Below are 24,535 nucleotides of genomic sequence, written 5' to 3'. Positions count from 1 at the left end.
GTCGACGCCAGTGGAATAGTTTGAATATCCTCAGCAAAGGGCCAATATAAAAAAGTGAGTGTGTATGGTTGAACTTCCCTGTGAGGAAAAAATAATCAGACAGAAAAATAGGATTTAGAAGAGCTTCTTTGCGGCAGTAATTGTTGCGGGCGGCAAAGAAATTTAGGGGGAAGGAATATGGTCGGCAAGTTTAAAGGTTCCAAGGTGTTTCTGATCATCGTAAGCAGTTTGTTAATTATAAGTCTTTTAACCGCCTGTTCTTCACAAGCGGCATCCTCATCCGGCAGTTCGGATAGCTCGCAGGGGCAAGGACAGAAGAAAACGGAAAAAATTATCGTAAAGGATATGGCCGGCAATGATGTCAGCATAGCGTCCAATCCGCAAAGAATTGCCATCACGTCCTGGGGCGAGCCTTTTGGTATTTTGGTTTCTCTCGGTCAAATAGACCGCATTGCCGCTATGTCCGATACCTCCATGTATGCCTGGTTGAGGAAGGTTGACCCGCAATTGCTTAAGGTTCCCGATTACGGGTCTTTTGAAGATGTCAATACTGAAGAACTGTTGAAACTCAATGCCGATATCATCATGACTCCTGCCACTGCCCCAAAATCCAATGAAAAGATGAGGCAGCTGGGTATGCCTGTTTATGTCACCAAGGTTGAAGATACTTATGAATATTATGTTAAAGAACTAAGGGCGATTGCCGCGCTGGTAGGTGAGTCGGAAAAAGCTGAGAAGCTCCTCAAATACAATAATGATCTGGTGGCACTGGTTAAAGAACGTGTGAAAAATATTCCCCAGAACCAGCGTAAAAGGGTGTATATAATGCGTCAGGATATCCTGCAAAAGCATAACAATGATTGGGAATCGGGGCAAACGGTCGTCAACGCGGGCGGCATCAACGTGGCGGGCAATACGGATAAAGGATTTACAACAAACCCGGAAGCCCTTCTGGCCTGGGACCCCGAATATATCTTTCAGGTTAAGCACGTCGACAATAACGATGACTATTACAACGTTCTGAGAAATGATCAGCGCTATGCTAATATAACGGCAGTTAAAAACGGAGATGTTTACCAATGGCCGGTTGGCACCAATTACTGGTACGGTTCGGCTGAAGTCGGACTTGGAACATTGCTGATCGCCAAGACTTTATACCCGGATCTGTTCAAAGATCTAAATATGAAAGATGAAACGAAAAAGTTTTATAAAACCTTTCTAAATCTGGATCTTTCCGACGCAAGTTATAAAGATTTGCTGCACGGCTTCAATGGTGCCAAGTCCCTGCTGGACAAATAGTTTTTAAGTTGTGATTAAGCATTCCTTGTCAATTGGGAGGTTAGCCATGAATGAGGAGTTTGAGAAGTCCGAAAACACCGAGGGATATGCGAATAATCCGGAATCATGTTATCAAATGGGGATGAAGATTATTTCCGGTCCCGCAGAAAATAAAGACCTGGCTGAAGCGGCCGCTTTGTTCCGTGCGGCGGCTCGCCAAGGGCATTCGGCTGCCCAATATGAACTGGGGGTTTCCTATTGTGCAGGCCGTGGCATTAAGCAGAATACTGAGAATGCTTTGCAGTGGTTTAACCGCTCGGCCGAAAATGGATATCCTAAAGCTCTCCACAATCTGGGTGTTCGACATTCGCTGGGAAAAGACGTTGATCGGGATGTCCTCCGGGCGGCGAATCTTTTTCTTCAGGCAGCCAATCAGGGTCATGCGCTATCCCAGTTTAAACTGGCGGTGATGTATAAGCTGGGCTGGGGTGTGGGGCGGCAGGACGAAGAAGCGGATAAGTGGTTTAGTCTAGCTGGCGAGACGGGTAGGAATGAAGCGTTATGTCCCCTCTCCGCATTAATAAAACAAGAAAGCGATCGGGCCAAATGGTTTAGGGAAGCCATGAGACAAGGGTATACCGGAAATGAATTTACGGTTAGGGATACGATCATTCCAGGATAGCATTCGCTGATGAGGCTATGGCAATATTGTTTTCAATGTCTGATTGCAGGGAAACTATCAGATTACTTCAGACCGGGTCAAAAAGGTGGCACAGTAATAAATTACCACCAACCTAAGTCGAATTATGGTATATCTAAGTCACAGAATGGTTAAGAAGAAAGGAATTGAAAAAACGCCAGATTCAATTTGGCTAAAAAGCTGAGCTTTACCAATGTAATTGGGAAAGTCAACTGAAAAGCAGCATGAAAGTACCTTCAGGGGTGCTTTCATGCTGCTTTTATTCCTACAGCCATGTTGCTGTTTATATACTTTTTAAAACCTTGAGGAGCGCTTCAATTTATTTCCGGCTATACGGCAGCTTACGCCAAGAACATACTTTTGCAAAATGCATATAGTGTTGCAAGTATAAAACTATGACAGTGGTGATGAGCTTGCGTATATTATGCGGAGGAGTAGCGGGAGCCGACGTCGTAAAACTTCAGTCCACCCTGGCTGCCCTGGGATATAATCCCGGGGTAATTGACGGAATCTTTGGAGGGAGGACCGCTGCGGCAGTTGTTCAATTTCAAAAAGACAACGGTCTTTTACCGGATGAAATTGTTGGTCCAATAACTTGGAAATATTTGCAGCGGATTCGGCTTCCCAAGAAGGATTCCGAGATCAAATGGAAGTTCACGACTACAGGCTCCCAACGCACAATTAAAGACAGGGCGGGCAGAATAGTCTCAGTACCTCGCGTTATAAAGAGAGCTTTTGCCACAAGCCCAATGGGGTCGATTATACTTTATAGTTTGTGCCCGTATAAAATGGTTGGATGGAATAACGTTCCGCGCTTTACAGAGAACAGGTACATTTTACCTCAATGCCAATCCTTACCCGGTTTAGGCGGCTGGTATGGTCGAAATACGGGAAATACTGAAGGAATACTGCAGTTGCATCCGGATGTACTGATCGGCATGGGGGATGTTACTCCGGCTAAGATCTCCAAAGCTGACAGGATTCAGCAGCAATTAGGCATACCGGTAGTGCTGATTGACGCTCCAATGGCCAAAATGGACGAGGCCTGTGAATTCATGGGGGCCCTTCTCGGCGAAAGGACTCGTGCTCACGAGCTGGCTGAATATTGCAGAAATACTATAGTTGATGTTTCGGCAAGAGCAGCAAGAATACCGAAAGAAAAGCGCGTAAAAGTCTACTATGCGGAAGGCGTAAAAGGTTTGCATACTGAACCTGAGGGTTCGAGGCATATTGAGGTGCTAAGTTTAGTCGGAGGGGATAACGTTGCTAAGCTTCCTTTAAATGAAGGCGTAGGAATGTCGCCGGTGTCCCTGAGAGAGCTGTTGCTTTGGAATCCTGAGGTGATTCTGGCCTGGGGTGAAGGGCAGGGAGGATACTATCAGGGGATTCTGACCGATCCGAGTTGGAGAGGGCTAAGGGCTGTACAGCAAAATCGCGTCTATCAGATTCCCTCTGCTCCCTTCAATTGGTTGGACCGGCCTCCCTCCATTAACCGCATTCTGGGTGTAAAGTGGTTGGGCAACTTACTTTATCCGGATGTTTTTAACTACAACATGGTGGAAGAGGTTAGGGAGTTCTTTATAAAATTTTATCATTGCAATCTCTCCGGCGCAGAAGCCAGAGTCTTGCTTGCTCAAAAGAAGTTCTAAAGAAATTTATAAATGAAGAATTAAGCGCAAATACCTGAGCGGCCAATACTTTAAAAATTATTGCCGGCAAACTTCAGTAGAACTAAAGGCTGAATTTAATGGTCTTTATACTTTGCTAAGAACATACCTATATTTTAGATAGCCCTTAGTTCTATTGGGTTTGTTAGCGTTAGGTAGTGATAATGGTTAGGGAGGGTATATGGTATGAGCAAGATTCGTGAAATTCTCTATACATTTGCCTTTAAAAAGGCGCTTTTTTATGCCGAAAACAATGATTGGAGCAAAATAGAAAGGCTTTCTAAACTAGCTCAGAAAATACCCAGCATGAAAGAATATGAGGTTTTTATAAAATATATCCGGAAATATGCCGAAGATCCTTCCGGTGCCTCCAATAGATTAGTCAACACCGTGCTGACCGGCCTTAATGCCAAGGTGCGCTATAAGTTTCTGACAAACCTTTTCATTAAAGCTACCCTGATCGGTGGAGCTAAGGCAGCTAAAATCGCTGGAGAACAAGAATGCAATATTCCCTGGGCCATATTATTAGATCCAACGTCGGCCTGCAATTTAAAATGTATTGGCTGCTGGGCCGGCGAATATGACCAACATGATTCCTTGTCATTTCAAGAAATCGACAATATCATCATGCAGGGTAAAAAGCTAGGTATCTTTATGTACATTTACTCGGGCGGGGAGCCCTTGATGCGTAAGGACGATTTAATAACCCTAGCCGAAAAGCATCAGGATTGTGCATTCCTGGCCTTCACGAATGGAACTTTGGTGGATGACCTTTTGGTTAAAGAGTTAGTTCGAGTTGGGAACTTTGTCTTAGCTTTTAGTGTCGAAGGAATAGGAGAGGCGACAGATATGCGCAGAGGAGCGGGTACATATGCTAAAGTTATCAAGGCTATGGATTTGATGCGGGAAGCAGGAGCGGGTTTCGGTTATTCTTCCTGTTATCACAGTAAAAATATTGAGGATGTAGCTTCTGATGAGTTTGTTGATTTGATGATTGAAAAAGGTTGTCTTTTTGCCTGGTATTTTACGTATGTGCCCGTTGGCAAAGATGCAGTCATGGAATTAGTTGCCCTGCCCCAGCAAAGGGAATATATGTATCACAGAATAAGAGAAATAAGAAACAAAAAGCCTATTTTTGCCTTGGACTTCTGGAATGACGGTGAGTATGTCGATGGATGCATTGCCGGAGGAAAAAGTTATTTTCATATTAACTCGCAAGGAGAAGTCGAACCTTGTGCTTTTATTCATTACGCCAATGTAAACATTAAAAAGACTACTCTATTGGAGGCTTTAAAATCTCCTTTATTCGCTCAGTACCGCAAAAACCAGCCTTTTAATCAGAATCACTTGTGTCCCTGCCCTTTGATGGATAACCCAACTAAATTGAAGATGATGGTTCATCAATCCGGTGCTCATTCAACTCAGAACTTAGATAGGGAAAATGTCGATGAATTAACCGCTAAGCTTCAGAGTGTAGCAGAGTCCTGGGGGGAAGTAGCCTCTGGGCTTTGGGAACAAAGAATTACTAATCCTTCTGAAGTTAGAGATTAAAGTTTTGGAAGTACAGTCCTATTAAGGCGACTGTACTTTTTCTATTGTCGGACAGATCCTGTATAGCTTAAAAAATTATAATTGCGCTGTGGCAATTATTCAGAGTGCAGGTTTTATTATCGCGGGCTTAGGGAATGATAACCTAAAATCCCGGGTACAATACATTGTGATTTGTTCGCCTTTGAGGATTTGGGCTTAATTGTCAAATGCGGGGACTTTTATAAGTAGGAGAGAAAATTATGGGCAAAGAAAAAGGCCTGACGGCAGGGCATCTTGCTATGATGGCCTTAGGAAGCGTTATCGGAGGCTCCTTTTTTTTAGGTACCTCGGTTGCTATTAATGCGGCGGGGCCTTCTATTGTACTGTCTTTTGTTTTAGCGGGGGTACTGGTTTATTTTATTCTGTTTGCTTTGTCTGAAATGACAGTGGCTAACCCCTATGGGGGCTCTTTCAGCACCTTTGCAGCTGAAGAACTGGGCGAGGGAGTTGGCTTTGTTGTAGGATGGGTGTATTGGACGGGTACAATTTTTTCCATGTCCAGTGAAGCCACAGCCATACCAATCTTAACTCGGGAATGGTTTCCTAATATCTCCATAGGAGGATTGGGAATTTTAATTATCATAGCAGTCACAATGCTTAATCTCTTAGGCGCCAAGCGCCTGAGTAAGTTGGAGAGCGGGCTTTCTTCCGTCAAATTGTTTGCGATTGCCTTTTTCATACTTTTGGCCGTTCTACTCATTTTAGGCTTTTTTCCGGGAAGCCCGCCTATTGGGGGCGGAGAATTGGTACGCGAGCCTTTAATGCCGGGAGGGGTAAAAGGAATTGCCGGGAGTATGTTAATCGTCCTTTTTGCTTATGCAGGTTTTGAGATCATTGGCTTGGCTGCCTCAGAGGCGGAAAGTCCCCGGGAAACCATCCCTAAAGCCATTACTTATACTGTCTTGTCTCTGGTTGGCTTATATATCCTTTATATAATAGTTCTTTTACCGCTGATCCCCACGGCAGATCTCAGTGAGAATATAAGTCCGATGGTTATCTCTCTTAACCGACAGGGAATTCAGTGGGCAGGTTCGGTGATTAATGTAGTGTTAATCTCCGCAAGTCTTTCGGCAATGTTGGCGGCGGTTTTTGGCTTAGGGCGTATGATAAGGTCTCTGACCGACGAAGGGTATGCCCCAAAATGGCTGAAGGATAGAAAAGATGTTCCCTATCGGGGAATATTGTTTTCCGGTCTGGCCATGCTTTTGGGCTTGGGCTTCGGTCACTTATTTCCCAGGGTTTATCTCGTTCTGATTACTTCAGGCGGTTTTGCCCTGCTTTTTACTTACGCTGTCATAATGGCCAGCCACATCCGTTTCCGCAAAAGGAAAGGGTGTCCTCCGGAGGGAAAATGTCAAATGCCCGGGTATCCCTATACCTCTTGGATCACTTTAATAAGCATGATTGTTGTTTTTGGCAGTATGCCTTTTATTCCGGGGCAAAGCGCGGGACTCGTCACAGGCATTATTATGGTTGTATTATATTCCCTTATCTATGTGGGGCTGAGATTTCGCCTGGGATCAACCAGAAGCCTTCCGCTGCCCGGAAGTTCGATTATGAAGAGGTCGCAATCAAATTTGTCTACCGAGTTTTCAGAGGAGCTAGTGAAAAAAATTAATAAGCGGGAAAAAAATAGTTAGCCCCAGTTGCTCCCACACCGCCAAAAGTACCAATGAAGCCCGTAGCAAAGAACCAAAAGCCGCCCCACAGCAAGGGCGGCTTTTAGTCTTTTTCATGTAAGTTGTTTTTTATTTGTTTTTATCTGGAGTTTACTGATATTCTCTGTTCTTAGAATACAATAAAGTTCTTGATATTTGATCGTTATTGTATCAAGAATTTATTAAGAATCTGTAAAAGGCAAAAGCTGGCTTCTCTAAAGAAGCCTATATTCAGAAAAGAGACTTGTTCCGGAAAAGATTTTGACGGTTTCGTGAATACTCTCTCGCTTATAAGTGCAATTTCATTTTTTTTAAACAGAAATTTTAAATTTCGAAAGAGTGACTTGTTACGTTCGCTGGAAAGAGACATATTCCTTGTGAAGTAGTGTATTAATACATAATCCTTTCGACAGGCTTTACTTCTTCGGCATGAGATAATTATCGAGATGTTAGGAGAAGGAGTGTACTGTTTAAAATGAACAAAAACATATTGGTCTTAATACTGTGTTGCGGTATTTTTTTAGGAACGCCGTCCTTTGCTGCGGCTGATAATCTGGACCCAGCTAGTAGCCCGCCCTCGATTATCAATGTTAATAGGATTTTCGGACAGACAAAATATGAAACTGCCAAAGCGATCTCTGAATCTTATAGCGCTGGAAAGGTTAAATGTGTTTTTTTGGCAACGGGAGAGGATTTCGCAGATGCTTTATCTGCAAGCGTCTTAGCTTATGAGAAAAAAGCGCCGATACTATTAGTTGACACTTCTGTTGCCGGTTCTAAGGATGCTTTTAGTTATATCGCTGAACATTTAGAGTCGGCAGGAACGGTTTATATAATCGGAGGTAGGGGGATTATCGGCCAAGAATTTGATGCTAAGCTTAATGATCTGGGATTTCAAAATGTTGTCAGAATTGCCGGAATGGACCGGTATGATACATCTTATATGATCGCCGCATCACTTCAGGATGAACCTCTATCCACTGTAGTCATATCTTCGGGCGAACAATATCCTGATGCCTTAAGTATTTCAAGCTTTGCCGCCAATAAAGGCTGGCCAATTCTATTATCTCCTTATGATGCACTTCCCCGGGAAATGGAAAATTTTTTGCAGGAAAAAAAACCTTCCAAGGTAATTATAGCGGGAGGGACAGGGATAATTTCCGACCATATAAAGTCTCAAATAAGCGGTTTGTTGCCCCAGGCTAGTATTCAACGTCTGACGGGACAATCCAGGTTTGACACGAATGTTGTTATTGCCGAAACTTTTGCTCCGAATCCAGCAACAGTCTACTTAGCTACAGGCTATAGTTTTGCCGACGCTCTGGCCGGCAGCGCTTTGGCAGCGGAACAAAGAAATCCTATTATATTTATAGACCCTGCCGAGCAGACCTTGCCAGAGTCGGCTGCCAGTTATTTTGAGAGACTATATGACAATAAAGTATGTCCTAATTTAGTTTCTTTGGGAGGAAGCGGCGTTGTATCAGATGATGTGATGAAAAATTCAAGTGACTTGATTTTGGGAAAAGTGAAAGGAACCAGCATTTATTCAATTTCTGATATTACGGCAGCAGTTACTCAAAATGAAAGTTATTCTTTACCCGCAACCGTTCAGGCCAAGCTTTACAATAGCGAGACGATTGATCTGCCTGTACAGTGGAATTCTAAAGTTGCCAATACCAGTAAGGTAGGGTCAAATGTTTATGAAGGGACTGTAAACGGATACGGCAAAATAATTAAACTCACGCTTACTGTCAAGGAGCCAATGCCTATCGCTCAGTACTCTACTCAGTTTGACGCAACTCTGGTCAATCGAACCGAAAATCTTTGTCTGGCGGCAAAAGCACTCAATGGGAAGCTGTTGGCTCCGGGAGAACGTTTCTCCTTCAATAAAAGCGTTGGAGAACGAACTGCTGAAGCCGGCTATAAAGAGGCTTTAATTATCGAAGGAAACACCTTTACTCCGGGCCTCGGAGGAGGAGTCTGTCAAGTTTCGTCTACTCTTTATAATGCAGTAGTTCTTGCTCATTTGGAGGTTCTTGAAAGACATCCGCATACCCTTCCCGTAGGATATGTTCCTTCCGGGCAGGATGCCACAGTAGCTTATCCTGTTCTCGATTTCAAATTTAGAAACAGCACGGATTCCTATCTTTTAATCCGCAGTTTAATTGAAGGCAATACCTTAACCTTTCAGCTTTATAAAAAGACCGGAAATTGATTAATTTTAAGTACTGTTCACTCATGATCGAATTTTTCGATCTAAACATAGGCAATTGAGTTAAAGAATGAAAGGGCGTTAACCTAAATCGATGGTTTGTAACGCTCTTTTATTTATAAATCTTAAATGAGAAGTTTAATTACTTTCTTTTAAGAATTAATTCTTATAATTTGGCCTTGAAGCTTGGTTCAGGTGAATTTTTTTGGTTTTTTTGCTATCTGGGAAGGAAATAAAGGAAATATGTAGAATGCTTTAAAAAAAGAAAGAAATAAGGATAAGGATTTTTAAGTTCCGGGGTGAGAAGGTTCGAATATGGCTTCCGCGAAGTATAAGGCAGTCTAAGTGTCTTTGCGTTTGTTTTAATCAGATAGGTAATAAGTTAGCAATTGCTGAGCTGTCTTAATAACCGATGAGTTCGGCGGCGATCCTTTGACGATGGAGCTTAAATGTTTACGTTAAAATTAGGGCAGCACGTCTGCCTTTTTATTTCTCAGGATCGAGGGAAAGTATACGTTAATCTTTGCTCAGGATTATATTAAAAGCTGAAATTTTGCGGCACAGAACAGAATAGGAAACAGAAAAGATCAGATTGAGATGAAAAGGAGACGTTTATATGGATTTCTTTTCGAAAAAACCTTGTTACGAAACAGACTATATTATCAAATATGTGGAAAAAAAGATGCAGGGATGCGAAGCGGAGGTTCCAAAGGTCGATTATCCTATTCATATTGTATTTTTAGACTATTTCAAAAAACTTTTTGCCAATGAAAAACAAATGGCAGCATCGACGAAAGAATTGTTAACAATTACGGCCTCATTGAGCAGTTTTGATATTAATATGGCACACATCTCCAATAAGTTGATTGATTTTGCCAAAGAGATGGCCGTGCTGAGTGAATCGAATTTAGCGGTTGTGGAAGAAACCAATGCAGGAATGAATGAAGTAAATGACACGGTCCAACAGACTTCGGAAACCCTGTCACAACTCTCCGAAGCCTCGGCCAGTTTGGTCCAGGGTAATCAAAACAGTCTCTTGGAATTAAAGGAAGTTAACCGGCTAAAAGAAGATGTTATGGTTGATGCCGGTATCATGAGTAAAAAAGTAGAGCAATTAGTGGAAATGGCCAATAAAATTAATGAAATTGTCCAGGGTGTAGGAGAAATAGCTGATCAGACAAATTTGCTGGCTTTGAACGCGTCAATTGAAGCTGCCAGAGCGGGGGAAAATGGCAGAGGATTTGCTGTGGTTGCGGAAGAAATCCGCAAGTTGGCTGACAATACCAAAAAGAGTTTGGATGGTATGAAGACCTTTGTGGGCAGCATTCAAAATGCTGCCCAGGAAGGCAAACAAAGTATGGAGAATACCATATCTCTTACCCAGAAAATGAGTGACAAAATTGAAGTAATTACGGGTACTATGGAAGAAAATGTCGATATGCTGCAAACGACGATTGACGATGTGCAATTGATTAATCAAGCCATGGAAGGAATTCGAGTTTCCACGCATGAAATCAACCAGGCTATGGATGTATCCAGTCGAGAAGCTGAAAACTTAACTCGTATGACGCAAATAATTCATCAGGATGCCGTCAGCAGCGCCGATTATGCCAGGCAGATTGCACAAATCGACGATCAGCTTTCGGAAATTGTTAGACTTCAGACGAAATGCTTGCATGGCAGTATAAACTCTATCAGTAATCAGGAATTTTTAGAAAACATTGAAAAGGCTAAAACCGCTCATGCTGCATGGCTGAATAATCTCAAAAGAATTGTCGATGAAATGACAATTTATCCGCTGCAAACCAATTCCTCCAAGTGTGCCTTTGGTCATTTCTATCATTCTTTGGATGTGCATCATCCTGCCGTTGCTGAGGAATGGAAAGAAATTGATTCCGTTCATGATGAGTTCCACCGACTGGGCGATCATGTGCTTCAAGCTGTGAAGGAGAAGCAGAAAGCATCCGCTGACAACCTGTATCAGCAAGCCGAAATTCTCTCTCATAAGATCTACAAGTCCTTGGATTTCATTGCTGAAAAGGTCGAAGAATTAAACAAGCAGGGAATTCGTTTGTCTGGAGGGCAAAACGTTGAGAATTGTTCAGACTGTGCGAAATGCTGACAATGAAGAAGGGTAGTTGTCTCAGAAAATTCCTTCCTGTCGAAGGCAGGAATCTCTGCTGTTAGGACAGGCTTGTGAAATTAGGGACGGGCGGGGTTGGTTTTTGCAGAGCGCCTGAAAGTTTGGCCTTTTCAGCCGCAATCAGCTTAATGGCGGATGTTGAGTGAAGGAGATCCATTATGAAAGAGACTCAAAATGAGCTGGGAGAAAACTTCAATGCTGAAATTCGAGCAAGATATGAGTCTTTGGCTTTGAACGATTTGGGTGTTGGCGTTTATGGCGTCGATAAGGAAAGGCGTTGTGTTTTTATTAACGCTTCTGCTTTGTCTATGCTGGAACTTGAAAGGGATGAGGTGCTGGGGACGGATCAGCATCGGCTGTTTCATTATTATCGGCCTGACGGCACTTCCTATCCCAGCTCCAAGTGTCCTGTTTTCCAAACTGTGGAAGACGGGGTGTCCAGGGAGACAGAGGAAACATTTGTCCGCAAAAGCGGTGAGAACTTTCCTGTACGCTTAACGGTAACTCCTATTAAGCGGGACGGGGAATTAATCGGGGCGGTGGTTAGTTTTTTTGATATTACGGAACAAAAGACAATTGAACAATATAGTCATTATCTTAATCAGGTGTACGCTGTACTCGTCCAAACCAATCAAGCAATCACTCAATGCCATAGTGAAACGTCTCTTTTTGATCAAGTATGCCGCATAGCGGTAGAAGTTGGCGGTATGGACTTGTGTTGGATCAGCCGAGCGGACAGCAAGAATCTTGTCCGGCCTCTTTCACTATTTGCTGCAGAGGCTAAAGATGGCTCGCCTGACATTTCCGGCCAGCCTCAGGTGGATTTAAACACGGACATATGGGAAAATAAAATAGGCCAGGGCAGCTGGAAACCCAGTGTGGCAATCCTTTTGCTAAAGAAGGGACAACCTTATGCGGTTCTCAATGTCTATCATAGCAATGAGAAGAGATTTAACCAGAAAACTATAGACTTGTTGAATGAGCTGGCGGTTAATATAAACTTAGCTTTAGACCGTTTAGATCTGGCGGCAGAGCGTGCCAAAACTGAAGCTCAGCTTCGGCTTTACGCCAAGGTATTCGAACATAGTCGCGAAGGTATCACCATTACCGACGCAAACGTTTCCATCATCTCGGCGAATCAATCATTTTCTCTGTTAACGGGTTATGGCGAAGATGAAGTTAGAGGTCAAAATCCGCGGATTCTTGCTTCAGGACGTCATGATCGCGATTTCTATGATCAAATGTGGAAAGAAATCAATACGAACGGTCATTGGCGCGGGGAAATTTGGAACCGTCGCAAAGACGGTGGTATATATGCCGAGTGGCTCTCCATCAGCCGTATTGTCAATGCGAGCGGAGAGATTACGAATTATATCGGCATTTTTGGTGACATCACAGAGCGGAAAGCGGCGCAGGATGCTGTGAGAGAGGCGGAAAACAAGTTCCGCACACTGTTTGAACGTTCTCAAGATGCAATGATGACCATTGACCCGGCAACGGGCGTCTTTTCTTCCGGAAACCCTGCCGCTATTAAGTTATTTGGAGTTTCTGATCAAGAAGAGTTTATCAAACTCTCGCTTGGTCAAGTGTCTCCCGAATACCAACTTGACGGACAGCGCTCAGAAACTAAACTAAAAGAAATGATTAACATTGCCACTCAGCAAGGGTCACACCTTTTTGAATGGACTCATATACGGCTCGATAAACACGAATTTTCCGCAACGGTTCTCATGAACATGATGGAAATCCTGGGGGAGCAGGTAATTCAGGCCACGGTGCGTGACATAAGTGAGCAGAAGAAAGCTGAAGAAGCAAAATTGGAGGCTCAGCAACTTCAGCGGGGTATTATTGATTTTTTGCCGGATGCAACCTTTGTTATAGATAGTAACGGGATTGTTTTAGCCTGGAATAAAGCAATAGAAATCATGACTGGGGTCAAAGCGCAGGATATGATCGGCAAAGGAAACTACGAGTATGCCCTTCCGTTTTATCATAAAAAAAGGCCGGTTTTGATCGATTTAGCAGGGGATTTTGATGTGAAGTGTGTTAAGCATTATAAATCCGTTACTTGGAGACATGGGGATATTCTGGTTGGAGAGTCACTGGCGCCTTATCTGCCTAGAGGGAAAGCAATTCTGTGGGCAAACGCTTCCGTTTTCCGTGATTCCAAAGGCGAAGTTATCGCGGCCATTGAAACTATTCGCGATGTCACTGAACAAAAAGTTGCTGAAGAACAAATTCAGCGCTTAGCCTATTTTGATAACTTAACCGGTTTGCCCAATCGCACATTGCTTATGGAAACTGCCAATGAAACGATTAACCAGGCCCGTAACAGCAATGAACCCTTAACGCTCATTTTCCTTGATCTCGATCATTTTAAAAATGTTAATGATACATTGGGTCACAGAGTAGGGGATAAATTGCTTGTTCATGTTGCCAAACGGCTGAAAAATTCCTTGCGCGTGCAGGATACCGTCTTTCGTTTAGGCGGAGATGAGTTTATTCTCCTGGTAAAAGATACGGATGGTGAAGGTGCCGCTGTTATTGCTCAAAGGTTGCTGGACGAATATACAAATCCATTTAATATCGAGGGACATGAGCTGACAATCACTCCTTCGCTTGGAATTGCTCTTTACCCTGCAGATGGACAAGACTTCGATACCCTTTATAAATGTGCGGATATTGCCATGTATTTCACTAAGCAAGGAGGCCGCAACTCCTACCGCTTTTTTATACCCGAGATGCGGAAACATTCCATCCGGCAACTGGAATTGGAAAGTGCTTTGCGCAAAGCCCTGGAACGGGAGGAATTAAGGCTTTACTATCAGCCTCAGATTGCTTTGCCGGGGGAAAAGTTCATTGGAGTGGAAGCTCTGTTGCGTTGGCAGCATCCAAAGTTCGGTATGGTCTCCCCCTTGGAATTTATCCCTCTGGCTGAGGAAAGCGGTTTGATTTTACCCATCGGCGAATGGGTGCTGCGCACTTCTGTCAATCAGATGAAAGAGTGGCTGAAACAAGGAGTGCCTATTAAAAATATGGCGGTTAACCTTTCGGCTGTCCAATTGCGGCAAAAGCATCTGCCGGAGTTGGTTATTCAGCTTTTGAATAAAGCGGAACTCCCCGCAGAGTATCTTGAATTGGAATTGACCGAGAGTGTGGCGATGAAAGATCCGAAGAGCGCGGTTGCTATGTTGGATTCCCTTCATGACCATGGAATTCGTATTGCCATTGATGATTTTGGGACTGGTTATTCCTCGCTCTCCTATTTAAAGCGGTTTCGTGTTAATAAACTGAAAATCGATCAGTCTTTCGTCCGGAATATTGGGGGGAATATTGGTGACGAGGTTATTATAGAAGCAATTATAAGCCTCGCCAAAAGCCTTGGCTTGCGGACCCTTGCCGAAGGGGTTGAGACGGAACAACAACTGGCTTTTCTTGGCGAGAGGGGTTGTGAAGAGATACAGGGATATTATTACGGAAAACCTATGCGGCCTGAGGAACTATTAAAATGGCTGGAAGTTGGCAAAACATCTTAAAATTTCTAGGCAAAGAACTGTCAGTAATAATCTTTCTCAAGGATTAGAAATCTAAAAAATACCGCGGGGAAATTTGTAAATGGGTGTTATAGGAGACGGCAGAGATGCCGTCTTTGTCTTTTTCTGTAAGGTCAACTTGACAATGACGTTAGACAATGATATAAATTGTTAGGTTAACATGACAGGAGGATGGATATGAAAAACCGTTTAAAAGAATTGCGGGAATCCTTGGGATTAACTCAGGAACAATTAGGTGAGCTTGTAGGTGTATCAAGACAGGCAATTAACGCCATCGAAACTGAAAAGTTTGAACCGTCTATTTGGCTGGCCTATGACCTGTGTAAAATATTTCACTGTTGGATTGAGGAGATTTTTCTGTTTGAAGAAAGTGAAAGAAAATCAAGAGCCCAGAGAAGCAGAGGTGTAGTTTAAATGGCACTGCGACAGATTAGGTTATCTGATGATGAAATTTTAAGAAAGAAGAGCAAAAGAGTTGACGTCATTGACGATAAAATAAGACTGATCTTAGATGACATGGCGGATACAATGCGTGAAGCACATGGCGCTGGCTTAGCAGCCCCGCAAATGGGGATATTGAAAAGATTGGTCGTCATTGACATGGGACAAGGTTTATTGAAATTAGTCAATCCTGAGATAATTATGCAGGAGGGGACTCAACAAGTGATCGAAGGATGTTTGAGTATTCCCAATCTTTTGGGGAAATTAAACAGACCTGCCAAGGTAAAAATCCGAGCCCAGAACGAAAATGGGGAAGAGGTTGTGTTAACAGGCAGCGGGGATTTGGCAAAGTGTTTCTGTCATGAAATAGATCACTTAGAGGGCATCCTTTTTACGGATTTTGTTACTGAATATCTCAGGAAATAGCAACATAGTTTTTTTAACTTTGTTTTGTCAATATTGTATTATACAAAAGATTTAGCACATTATTTTTTATGTGTACTTTAAGATCAAGCGAAGGATCAATTTTGACAAAAAAATCAAGACCGTTCAAAGCTGCCAGGATAACAACTGAGGTACCTGCCACATCCAGATCACTGCGGAAAACCCCTTTTTTAATGCCGGCTTCAAGAAGAACAATAAAACGGTTGACAAAAAAATGATGTATATCTTTGGCACATTGATCTATTTTTTTATTGTAGGTTATTTGATTGTAGGCTTCAGAAAACAGGGTATTTGGATAGGGGTCTGCAATATACCTGCAGAAACCTGTAATATACTCTTCTAAAGCCTCTTTAGGATTATCAACATTTAATAATACTTCACCAGCCACGCGTTTGATCATTTCGTTTTCGTATTCGATACAATATTCTAAAAGTTCTTCTTTGGATTTAAAGTGTTTATACAATGTGGTTCGTTTAAGTCCTGCTGCTTTGGCTATATCATCCATGTCAATTTTGTTATAACCTTCACAGGCAAATTTTTCCCGGGCATTTTCAATAATGATTTCCCTCTCATCAGTGATTTGTAAGGTGTTATCTTCTTGCTTTAGTTGAGCTAATAAAGCATTTTTGGATGGAAATATTTCATAAAAGGTTCTTTTACTAATTTTGCATTTTTCCACGAGGTTTGAGACGGTCAGTCTGCTTATTCCCTCTGTTTTAATAATATCTTTGGCAGTTTCAACTATTTTCGATCGATACAATTGATTATTTACTCCTTTAAAAAAGTTAAATTTCTGAATAAGCTTTTACTTATTAGAGCTCAATACAAAGGTATTATACGATATTGACAGGCATAAATGAAGGTAATATACTAAACGATGTGTAGGACTTAGTACCAAAAATAATTACCGAATATAAAGTTAATGTATGACAATTAGTGTTTCAGATTATAACATTCCGGCACAATTTAAAACACAGAACCTTAAAAAGATGCTCTAAATAAGTTGTTGAACGTTTCATCCCACCCCCTTATGTCCTTAATATCTAAAAAGCTTTGATAAAGGCAAACTTAACGAAAGTTAAGGACGCAAAGCTACGGGTCTTCTTACTTAACGTAATGATCGCCGGGCCACCGCGGGGAACTTCTAAGCCATTACCGTTGGGTATGGTTTTTTTTACCTAGGCTTATTATAGATGAGAAAGGAAAATAATGGCATGCGAATTTTGGTTGTGGATGATTCTTTATTTATGCGGAAAATAATACGTGTCGTGGTGGAAAAAGCAGGGCATCAGGTTATCGGTGAAGCTTCAAATGGACAAGAAGCTATTTGCCAATACAAAGATTTGAAACCTGAGCTGGTAATAATGGATATCACTATGCCGATAGTAAGCGGCCTGGAATCATTAAAAGAGATTCTCCGCCTTAACCCCGATGCCAACGTATTAATGTGCTCAGCAATGGGACAAGAAGCTTACATCAAAGAAAGTATTAAAAACGGTGCCAAGGGTTTTGTTATTAAGCCTATCAATGAGATGTTGTTATTGGAGGAAATAGAACGAATAGTTTCTGATTTTGAGAAATAGTTAATATCGATTGTAACCCTTTAACATAAAGAGGAAATTCCTTCGCTATAGAGAAAGTATCCTGTAACATTAATAAAAATATTGTCGGTTACAGGAGGTATAAGCGAATCATGCGCGATTTAATCGTAAAGATCCGGACTAGTGAAGGTTGGCTGATGTAGCGACTTGCAGTGTATCTTAAAAAAACATGGCTACACCAAATATACCTCCACGTTAATAGAGGCTTGGCGTCTCGCTATTTCTGGCCTGACTGATTCAATAATATCTTGTTTGCAATGTGGTGCGTCAATTGATGAGTTTGAATTTGATGTCGATCATGAAGCTGATGAATCGTCATCAGCTTTAATTCCGTTCAGTAAGTTACTTGAGTTTGTTTTAACCGAAGCACAGCGGCACAGACAGCGCGGTATAACCTTAACCATGTTTATTGGGTTGCTCAAATATTGTCGGTATACTTATCTTGACCTGATTGCCACTTCCTTTGAATTGCCGCGCCGGTTTCATTATTGCAGGTTGATTAATTATGCCTTCGACAGGATTGAAATGGCTATAACCAGCCGTTGGCTAACGGAAGATGAGCCGTCCCTCATTAATAATCTCAAAGAAAGCAACCGGCGGCTTGCCTGCCACGTTGTAAAATGATCGAACAAAGATTTTAGGGGGTGGAAGTTATTGGGCAATAACCCTTCGTGCTCCTAGATATCTGGTTGCCCAATAGGGATGGTCGATATTGTCATAGGCGACGCCATAATCCGAATCATCTATCATAATCCTATTTCCGACATAAATTCCAACGTGAGAGGCACCAGGTGCGTAGGTGGAGAAAAAGACCAAATCTCCCGGCAGCAGGTTGTTTGCGGAAACAGGTTGCCCTTCTTGGTATTGGTCCCAGGTAACCCTATTAAGCTTAATACCAAAATGGGCGTAGACATATTGCACTAACCCCGAGCAATCAAACCCAGGGTTGGGGGTAGTCCCGCCCCAGACATAAGGTGATCCGAGAAAGCTCTCGGCAAAGGACAAAAGTTCTCCGACCGTTCCGTTTAGTTTGACAGGAGCCGTAAGCTTTCCGGAAGTTTGATCCGCTTTCTCTTGCTCCGCCTGCTCCTGTTTGGCCTTTGCCTGAGAGGCCAGCTCCGCTTCTCTCTCTTGAGCCTCAATAAGACGTTTTGTTTCATCAATATCGTTTTGGACTTGATTTTGTTTAATTATTGTTTGCTGTTCAGTTTTAGTCAGGGCGGCTATTAAATCTTTCTTTTTTCCCAAGGCCAGATTGAGGCTGTTTTCCATTTGTTGTTTGGATTGAACAGCTTGAGTCAATTGAGTCTCTGCCGTCTGCTCAGACTGTTGATTGTTTTGGAGTTCCTTATAATCGGCATTAATTTGATCGCCTAATTTTTTGTAAGAATCGACAAGTGATCCGATATAGGTCATGCGGCTTAATAAGTCATCTAAGGTTTTAGCGCCTAGTACCCAGCTGATCTGGTCCAAATAAGCTGTCCCGTTTTCTTCATACTCCGCGCATAAATAGTTTCCCAATGTTTGAATATCCTGTTGCCGTTTTCTGGTCAATGTTTCTTCTTGATTTTTGATTTGCGAAAGAGATTCTTGGTGTTGTTGGATTAAACTATTGTCTTGCTCAACTGCTTTTTGCACAAGATTTATAGACGTTTGCAGAGATTGCACCTGTTGAGCTGCTTGATTTTTTTGCTGGTTTTGCAGAGATGCCTGCTGTTTAAGATTGTTCATTTGATTTTGATAACTATGGAGGTTATCCTGAAGATTAGCGGCGTGGACAGAATCCGAGGATAAGAGAATTAAAGACAGCGCCAAAATAAGAATAAAAATTCGTTGTAGAGTCACCTTGTCAACACTCCTTCCCGCATCTTTCTTCGACAAAAAAGAGTGTATTCCTGTTACATTTTCGAAATAACGGAATTTGAGCTTGAAGTGATCTCCACAATTAAGAAAATATAGCCATATATCGGATATGTTCTCTAAGAGCAGCCTTTTTAGCTGAGATAGCCTGATTTAAATACAAAGTTTTTTTTGCAATAAAACTAACGTTGACGTAAACTATAATCAAGCGGTTATAACTAACCTTTATCCTAATCTCGTGGAGTTGGTGGAATTGTTTTAGAGAGAGGCATATATAAGGGGGTTGTTGATGGTTCGTTTTTGACTATATAGGGAACTACTAAGTCAGTAATTTATTTAGACAAGAGCTTAAAAACAATGTATAACTAAAATTCTTAAATTTGCTTCGTAAAGGATGTACAAGATTTAAGATGAAAGAACATTTGCTGACAGTTGAAAATGTTGCAAGTAAGCTGGGAATAACCTCCAGAACTCTTCATTACTACGAGCAAATCAATTTAATTCAACCGGCTACACGTACGGAAGGCGGTCATCGTCTCTATGACGCGGCGGTGGTCAATAAACTGGAACATATTTTACATTTAAAAGAGTACCTCGGCGCGTCTTTGCAGGAAATTCGTTTCATTTTAGAAGCCGAAGATTCTTTGGGACAATTACGGGACTTATTTGAACAAGAGACTTCTGAATTGGAGAAAACCAAAATTGTTCGCGAATCGATGATTTTATTAGAGAGCCAGGTAAAACTAATCGATGAGAAAATCGAGGCTCTCACGAAGATGCGTGATGGCTTTATGAAACGTTTAGACAAATGTAAAAGTTACGAACAGGAAAATGCAACGTTTTCCAAAAACGACAATGATCTGGAAAATCCAAAATGATCTGCCGTGCAATGAACAGCTCTTGAGTAAGGGTCTGGAGAAAAAACTATCATTAGGAAAGGGTTAGGGATTATGCAAAGTCAAAATTCTCACTACAAATGGATAGCATTGTCAAACACCACCTTGGGTGTTTTTATGGCCATGCTAAATGGAAATATTGTTCTGATTTCTCTCCCCGCTATTTTCAGGGGAATTCAGATTAATCCAATGGCCCCGGAAAGCGCTGCTTATTTGCTGTGGTTATTGATGGGTTATACTGTGGTTACGGCCACTCTCTTAGTTTCTTTCGGCAGAATTTCGGACATTTTTGGGCGTGCCCGCCTGTATAACTTAGGTTTTGCCATTTTTACCGGTGCTTCAATTTTGCTGGCTTTTACTCCGGGCAAAGGGAGCACTGGGGCAACGGAGTTAATCATCTGCCGGCTTTTGCAAGGTGTTGGCTCCGGATTCCTGTTTTCTAACAGTACAGCAATTCTTACCGATGCCTTTCCTCCCAACCAAAGAGGAATGGCTATGGGCTTGAATCAGATCCTAGGCATTGGAGGTTCACTGGTTGGTCTGATAGTCGGCGGGCTTTTAGCGGATGTTCATTGGCGGCTTGTTTTTTTAGTCAGCGTCCCTGTTGGCTTAACCGGGACAATTTGGGCTTATCTGAAATTACGTGACAACAGTGCCTTATTAAAAAGGCAAAAAATTGACTGGCTGGGCAACGGTACCTTTGCCGTTGGTCTGACAACTCTTCTTCTGGCTCTTACCTATGGAATCATGCCTTACCATGAGGCAAAAATGGGTTGGGGAAATCCGTGGGTTATTGCCGGTTTAATCATCGGAATCATCCTTTTAGCAGCCTTTATCTATATTGAGCTTCACACTGAGACGCCTATGTTTAAATTGGACTTATTTAAGATCAGAGCCTTCGCCGCGGGTAATCTGAGTTTGTTTTTGTCCTCGATAGCACGTGGCGGACTGCAATTTATGTTAATCATCTGGCTGCAAGGGATTTGGCTGCCGCTTCACGGCTATAATTTCGAACAAACCCCTTTATGGGCGGGAATTTATATGCTGCCTATGATGATAGGTTTTTTCGTTATGGGCCCAATAAGCGGTTTCTTGTCCGATCGTTACGGTGCGCGGGGATTTGCTACAGTGGGAATGTTGCTCTCAACCTTGGCCTTTGTACTGCTGACTCTTTTACCGGCTGACTTTAGTTACCTGCCATTCGTGATGATCCTGCTGATTGCCGGTGTAGGAATGGGCATGTTTGCCGCCCCTAACACGACAGCTATTATGAATACCGTCCCCCCGGAGCACAGAGGGGCTTCGTCCGGGATGCGGGCCACTCTGCAAAATACAGGATCGGCTTTGAGTATGACCTTATATTTTAGTATCTTGATCATCGGCTTAGCTCAACAATTGCCAACGACAATGTACCAGGGACTTCTGCAAGCTGGGGTTCCCTCTGCCGTCGCTCTTCAGGTTGCTAATTTGCCTCCGACAGGAGCTTTGTTCGCGGCATTTCTAGGTTATAATCCTATGGCCCAACTATTACCGGCCACCATTCTCCATCAGCTGCCCCAGGCTAGTCAACAGCTGATTCTTGGCAAGGTGTTTTTTCCCAAACTAATTGCCCCGGCCGTTATGTCCAGCCTGAAAATCGCTTTTTATATTTCCGCCGTATTGTCAATTATTGCGGCGGTAGCATCCTATATGCGGGGGAAGAGAATACAGCCGCTTCACTAATTCAGCAAAGCTGGATTATGGCAAATAGCAGAAATTTTCCAAGAAATATTATAAGGGGTGGTAAATGTGACAAAAGCATTCGAGATTATGGTTAACCAGGTCGTTTCGGTTAATAAAAACGATTCGGTGAAAACGGTATTGAAGGCCTTCGTGGAGCGGAGAATCAGTGGAGTTCCTATTATCAATGGCAAAAACGAACCCGTTGGTTTCATCAGTGATGGGGATATTATGAATAATATCGGTTACCAGGACCCCAAAATTTTTATTTTTGATGCTTTTAATTCTGCTTCTTGGGTAGATACTGAAACCTTTGAGGAAAAAATAAAAAAATTAATGGATCGCAACGTTATGGAGATTGCCACCAAAAAGGTTGTTACAGTAGACTCTAATGAAAATATCGATCAAGTGGCCAAAATTTTAGGTAATAAAAAAATCAAAAAAGTTCCAGTCGTTTCTGAGCAGAAGCTTGTGGGCATTATTAGTCGTGGGGATATTGTCCGTTACGTGGTTAAAAATCATCTCGATATTTAGAATTAATATTGGCATAACAATTATAAACTTAATGACAGGATTAAGCTGCTATAGCAAATAACGTCTTCCTAATTAGTACTTGGGTATTTAAGGGATGTATGGGTGCCTCCGGAAATTGAATTCTTTAGCAGGCGTTTCTGAAAACCAAGAAAAGAGTAAGATCTGGAGGCTATTTTCGCAGATTTTACTCTTTTTGTCTGGGAGCGCTTTTCTTTTGGGGAATATCTAAACCTCTGCTTTCTCTTTGCGGAAAGATTGCTTGTCAGTAAGTAATGCTAACGCTGGCTGGGCTGTACGGAATTCTAAGTTATATTCTAACTGGCACTAAGGGATAACGTTATTGGGAGTCATGGTATTAGGGTTTGTGGTATTAGGGTTTGTGGTATTAGGGTTTGTGGTATTGGGGTTTGTGGTACTAGGAACTGTGGTATTAGGGATTGTAGTATTGGGAGTCGTGGCATTGGGGCTTGCAGTGTCAGGAACTGTGGTACCGGGAGCTGTAGGCGTTTGGCTTGTTGCTGAGGACCTCTTGTAAATGGTTGCCAGGTTTGAGATGACCGAATTTACTTCATTGCTGATCAGGTATTTTTGGATTTGTCCATTTTCAATTAGGAATATTTGATTTGTTGGAGTCGCGTTTTTATCGCTATTGACTAAACCGAGGATGAAAGCGTAATCCTGAGCATTAATAGGCAATTGTTGAATAGCACTGTTATTGACAAAAAGAATCCAATATCCGGAGGCTATCTCATTATTCCCGTTGCCGATACTCAAGGTATTGTCAGTGTTAGGCAAAATTTGGTTGGAGTACTGGGGCGAGTTTATGCTGGTTTGGTTATCGTTATTAGGTAGACTGACATTCTCGGAATTTGATAATGAAGAAGCTGGATTTACGCGAGAGTAAATATCCGTAAATAAGTTAGGAAAAAGAAGAAAGCTAATAATCCCTAGGATGACTACAACGACTAACACGGGCGGTATCTTAAATCCCGGTTGATTTCCCCAATGATTAGGCATTGATCTCTCCTCCTCATGAGTTACACAAACATGCTCTCGAGGGTATGTTAAGCTAATTCCTTGTGCTCGTTATAAATATCTCGGTAAATTAAAGATTAGAACTGATTTCTTTGAACCTTTTAAGTATTATAGTTCTTACTCCACCCGGCAGGCACGTTGGGTGTTTTTTTGTTCAGTACTTTGAGTTGGATGTTTTTTACCATAAGGACAGCTTTTAACGAATTGTCCCTATTGTTTTACATTATTACAGAAAATTTACGCTGCCCTAACATCTTTCACGGCTGAATTCCATATAGTAATGTTATAACCTTCAAACCATTGAGAATAGACAACTTAGATCTCAAAACAAGGAGGCAGAAAGGTATGACGGCGCAAGAAAAAAGGACTATTGAATCTATTTTGGCAGATGTTGGCCTGGAACCGCTACATACGGCAAGAGACGATGAGCGGGAACCAACATTAAAACCTGTAATAAGTATGAAAACAAGATCCTAGAAGCGAATACTCAAGAAGTTGAGTATTCGCTTCTGACATTGCAAATAAAAAGCAGTACAACTTCCCCGTAATAGTTCGGTATTTCTAATCCGGGCTATTTAATTTTTTTTCCTTTAACCAATCCACCATATTACAGGAAGTATTGCACGCTCCGACAGAACCGAATCCTATTAATAATCCTTGAATAATAAGCTCAACTGAGGAACCTCGCAAAAATAGAAAACTGCAAATTAAGCCAAGGGGAATTGCAAGCAGGTGTGCCAATCGCTGGCTCGTTCCGAATTTTTCAAGGGTTTCGACGATACTATAAACGAGCACAATAAGCATGCTAATGTCCAGCATAGATTACCCCTACCTTTTAGGATTATTTTCTTGTCTATCATATGCGCCGAAAAAAAGATTGTGGACAATCATTCCCGGTGGGCAGTTAAGGCGAATAAAGAAGACTTGATTCGGGTGGAGTTTTAACTCCATCTGAATCTTAGTCGCACTTATCCAGGGACTTAGCCGCTCTTAACTCTCCGCTTGCCGAGGCGGGTGTCTTAGAGCGGATTAGTCAGCCGATAACAACATGAGACTTATACTATACGTTCAAAGCCTGAGAAATCACTCTCTAAGGCTTTGAAGGTATAGTATGAATGATAGTTAGCGGATAAAGGGAACATGGGCGGCACTAAGTGTGCGCAGGCGGCTTGGGCCGGCTGTACTTCTGCCGGAGGAAATTCC

The 24,535-nt window shown here is 42.2% G+C and carries 20 protein-coding genes and 1 riboswitch; of the genes, 16 read left to right on the top strand and 4 right to left on the bottom strand.

What is annotated here, in order from left to right:
- Window positions 1-177 precede the first annotated feature (177 nt).
- From REC12_RS18680 to def, 10 genes are all read left to right on the top strand, one after another.
- Window positions 178-1,299 (top strand): ABC transporter substrate-binding protein, encoded by a 1,122-nt coding sequence (locus REC12_RS18680; protein WP_308897103.1) that lies wholly within the window; start codon window positions 178-180, stop codon window positions 1,297-1,299.
- Between the two features lie 46 nt (window positions 1,300-1,345).
- Window positions 1,346-1,960, top strand: a complete 615-nt coding sequence (locus REC12_RS18675) for a tetratricopeptide repeat protein (RefSeq protein ID WP_308897101.1) — start codon at window positions 1,346-1,348, stop codon at window positions 1,958-1,960.
- A 413-nt stretch (window positions 1,961-2,373) separates the two neighbouring features.
- Window positions 2,374-3,627 (top strand): ABC transporter substrate-binding protein, encoded by a 1,254-nt coding sequence (locus REC12_RS18670; protein ID WP_308897099.1) that lies wholly within the window; start codon window positions 2,374-2,376, stop codon window positions 3,625-3,627.
- Between the two features lie 204 nt (window positions 3,628-3,831).
- Window positions 3,832-5,196 carry a radical SAM/SPASM domain-containing protein gene (locus REC12_RS18665; protein ID WP_308897097.1) on the top strand — a complete coding sequence of 455 codons (1,365 nt, stop codon included), beginning with the start codon at window positions 3,832-3,834 and terminating at the stop codon, window positions 5,194-5,196.
- 236 nt (window positions 5,197-5,432) lie between these two features.
- Window positions 5,433-6,875: an amino acid permease gene (locus REC12_RS18660; protein ID WP_308897128.1), complete on the top strand. Its 1,443-nt coding sequence runs from the start codon at window positions 5,433-5,435 to the stop codon at window positions 6,873-6,875.
- A gap of 493 nt (window positions 6,876-7,368) precedes the next feature.
- Window positions 7,369-9,108 (top strand): cell wall-binding repeat-containing protein, encoded by a 1,740-nt coding sequence (locus REC12_RS18655; protein ID WP_308897095.1) that lies wholly within the window; start codon window positions 7,369-7,371, stop codon window positions 9,106-9,108.
- A gap of 613 nt (window positions 9,109-9,721) precedes the next feature.
- A complete protein-coding gene (locus REC12_RS18650; RefSeq protein WP_308897093.1) occupies window positions 9,722-11,227 on the top strand; it encodes a methyl-accepting chemotaxis protein in 1,506 nt (501 codons plus the stop codon).
- A 179-nt stretch (window positions 11,228-11,406) separates the two neighbouring features.
- Entirely contained in the window at window positions 11,407-14,784 is a 3,378-nt protein-coding gene (locus REC12_RS18645; RefSeq protein ID WP_308897091.1) for a bifunctional diguanylate cyclase/phosphodiesterase, read from the top strand.
- A 195-nt stretch (window positions 14,785-14,979) separates the two neighbouring features.
- On the top strand, window positions 14,980-15,216 hold the full coding sequence (locus REC12_RS18640) for a helix-turn-helix transcriptional regulator (RefSeq protein WP_308897089.1): 237 nt from the start codon (window positions 14,980-14,982) through the stop codon (window positions 15,214-15,216).
- Window positions 15,217-15,669, top strand: coding sequence for a peptide deformylase (gene def / locus REC12_RS18635; RefSeq protein WP_308897087.1), 453 nt, complete (start codon window positions 15,217-15,219; stop codon window positions 15,667-15,669).
- Window positions 15,670-15,682: 13 nt separating this feature from the next.
- On the opposite strand, the gene REC12_RS18630 is transcribed toward def, so the two are convergent.
- Entirely contained in the window at window positions 15,683-16,447 is a 765-nt protein-coding gene (locus REC12_RS18630; RefSeq protein ID WP_308897086.1) for a TetR/AcrR family transcriptional regulator, read from the bottom strand.
- 291 nt (window positions 16,448-16,738) lie between these two features.
- Window positions 16,739-16,823: riboswitch (cyclic di-GMP riboswitch) on the top strand.
- Window positions 16,824-16,880: 57 nt separating this feature from the next.
- Here REC12_RS18630 and REC12_RS18625 point away from each other — a divergent pair.
- Window positions 16,881-17,270 carry a response regulator gene (locus REC12_RS18625; protein ID WP_308897084.1) on the top strand — a complete coding sequence of 130 codons (390 nt, stop codon included), beginning with the start codon at window positions 16,881-16,883 and terminating at the stop codon, window positions 17,268-17,270.
- 165 nt (window positions 17,271-17,435) lie between these two features.
- Window positions 17,436-17,912, top strand: a complete 477-nt coding sequence (locus tag REC12_RS18620) for a hypothetical protein (RefSeq protein ID WP_308897082.1) — start codon at window positions 17,436-17,438, stop codon at window positions 17,910-17,912.
- Window positions 17,913-17,939: 27 nt separating this feature from the next.
- Here the strand turns inward: REC12_RS18620 and REC12_RS18615 are convergent, their stop codons facing one another.
- On the bottom strand, window positions 17,940-19,133 hold the full coding sequence (locus REC12_RS18615) for a C40 family peptidase (protein WP_308897080.1): 1,194 nt from the start codon (window positions 19,131-19,133) through the stop codon (window positions 17,940-17,942).
- A gap of 425 nt (window positions 19,134-19,558) precedes the next feature.
- Here REC12_RS18615 and REC12_RS18610 point away from each other — a divergent pair, with 425 nt between their 5' ends.
- From REC12_RS18610 to REC12_RS18600, 3 genes are all read left to right on the top strand, one after another.
- On the top strand, window positions 19,559-20,026 hold the full coding sequence (locus tag REC12_RS18610) for a helix-turn-helix domain-containing protein (protein ID WP_308897077.1): 468 nt from the start codon (window positions 19,559-19,561) through the stop codon (window positions 20,024-20,026).
- 72 nt (window positions 20,027-20,098) lie between these two features.
- The gene (locus REC12_RS18605; protein WP_308897075.1) at window positions 20,099-21,766 is read left to right on the top strand and encodes an MFS transporter; all 1,668 of its coding nucleotides are present in this window, start codon (window positions 20,099-20,101) and stop codon (window positions 21,764-21,766) included.
- A 66-nt stretch (window positions 21,767-21,832) separates the two neighbouring features.
- Window positions 21,833-22,297 carry a CBS domain-containing protein gene (locus tag REC12_RS18600; protein ID WP_308897072.1) on the top strand — a complete coding sequence of 155 codons (465 nt, stop codon included), beginning with the start codon at window positions 21,833-21,835 and terminating at the stop codon, window positions 22,295-22,297.
- 324 nt (window positions 22,298-22,621) lie between these two features.
- Here the strand turns inward: REC12_RS18600 and REC12_RS18595 are convergent, their stop codons facing one another.
- A complete protein-coding gene (locus REC12_RS18595) occupies window positions 22,622-23,314 on the bottom strand; it encodes a hypothetical protein (protein WP_308897070.1) in 693 nt (230 codons plus the stop codon).
- A gap of 363 nt (window positions 23,315-23,677) precedes the next feature.
- Here REC12_RS18595 and REC12_RS18590 point away from each other — a divergent pair, with 363 nt between their 5' ends.
- Entirely contained in the window at window positions 23,678-23,809 is a 132-nt protein-coding gene (locus REC12_RS18590; protein WP_308897068.1) for a hypothetical protein, read from the top strand.
- A gap of 84 nt (window positions 23,810-23,893) precedes the next feature.
- Here REC12_RS18590 and REC12_RS18585 read toward each other — a convergent pair whose 3' ends face one another.
- Window positions 23,894-24,151, bottom strand: a complete 258-nt coding sequence (locus REC12_RS18585) for a hypothetical protein (RefSeq protein WP_308897066.1) — start codon at window positions 24,149-24,151, stop codon at window positions 23,894-23,896.
- Window positions 24,152-24,535 lie beyond the last annotated feature (384 nt).

This window comes from Candidatus Desulfosporosinus nitrosoreducens (assembly GCF_030954495.1).
GTDB lineage: Bacteria > Bacillota > Desulfitobacteriia > Desulfitobacteriales > Desulfitobacteriaceae > Desulfosporosinus > Desulfosporosinus nitrosoreducens.
The sequence above is the reverse complement of the archived record's forward strand: the minus strand, read 5'-3'. Positions and strand labels throughout refer to the sequence as shown.

What these genes read in the sequence shown, in the direction of transcription:
- REC12_RS18675 (WP_308897101.1), top strand. Translation starts at nt 1,346, where the DNA reads ATGAATGAGGAGTTTGAGAAGTCCGAAAACACCGAGGGATATGCGAAT.
- REC12_RS18640 (WP_308897089.1), top strand. Translation starts at nt 14,980, where the DNA reads ATGAAAAACCGTTTAAAAGAATTGCGGGAATCCTTGGGATTAACTCAG.
- REC12_RS18665 (WP_308897097.1), top strand. Translation starts at nt 3,832, where the DNA reads ATGAGCAAGATTCGTGAAATTCTCTATACATTTGCCTTTAAAAAGGCG.
- REC12_RS18655 (WP_308897095.1), top strand. Translation starts at nt 7,369, where the DNA reads ATGAACAAAAACATATTGGTCTTAATACTGTGTTGCGGTATTTTTTTA.
- def (WP_308897087.1), top strand. Translation starts at nt 15,217, where the DNA reads ATGGCACTGCGACAGATTAGGTTATCTGATGATGAAATTTTAAGAAAG.
- REC12_RS18650 (WP_308897093.1), top strand. Translation starts at nt 9,722, where the DNA reads ATGGATTTCTTTTCGAAAAAACCTTGTTACGAAACAGACTATATTATC.
- REC12_RS18670 (WP_308897099.1), top strand. Translation starts at nt 2,374, where the DNA reads ATGACAGTGGTGATGAGCTTGCGTATATTATGCGGAGGAGTAGCGGGA.
- REC12_RS18610 (WP_308897077.1), top strand. Translation starts at nt 19,559, where the DNA reads ATGAAAGAACATTTGCTGACAGTTGAAAATGTTGCAAGTAAGCTGGGA.
- REC12_RS18590 (WP_308897068.1), top strand. Translation starts at nt 23,678, where the DNA reads ATGACGGCGCAAGAAAAAAGGACTATTGAATCTATTTTGGCAGATGTT.
- REC12_RS18585 (WP_308897066.1), bottom strand. Translation starts at nt 24,151, where the DNA reads ATGCTGGACATTAGCATGCTTATTGTGCTCGTTTATAGTATCGTCGAA.
- REC12_RS18605 (WP_308897075.1), top strand. Translation starts at nt 20,099, where the DNA reads ATGCAAAGTCAAAATTCTCACTACAAATGGATAGCATTGTCAAACACC.
- REC12_RS18595 (WP_308897070.1), bottom strand. Translation starts at nt 23,314, where the DNA reads ATGCCTAATCATTGGGGAAATCAACCGGGATTTAAGATACCGCCCGTG.
- REC12_RS18645 (WP_308897091.1), top strand. Translation starts at nt 11,407, where the DNA reads ATGAAAGAGACTCAAAATGAGCTGGGAGAAAACTTCAATGCTGAAATT.
- REC12_RS18625 (WP_308897084.1), top strand. Translation starts at nt 16,881, where the DNA reads ATGAGAAAGGAAAATAATGGCATGCGAATTTTGGTTGTGGATGATTCT.
- REC12_RS18680 (WP_308897103.1), top strand. Translation starts at nt 178, where the DNA reads ATGGTCGGCAAGTTTAAAGGTTCCAAGGTGTTTCTGATCATCGTAAGC.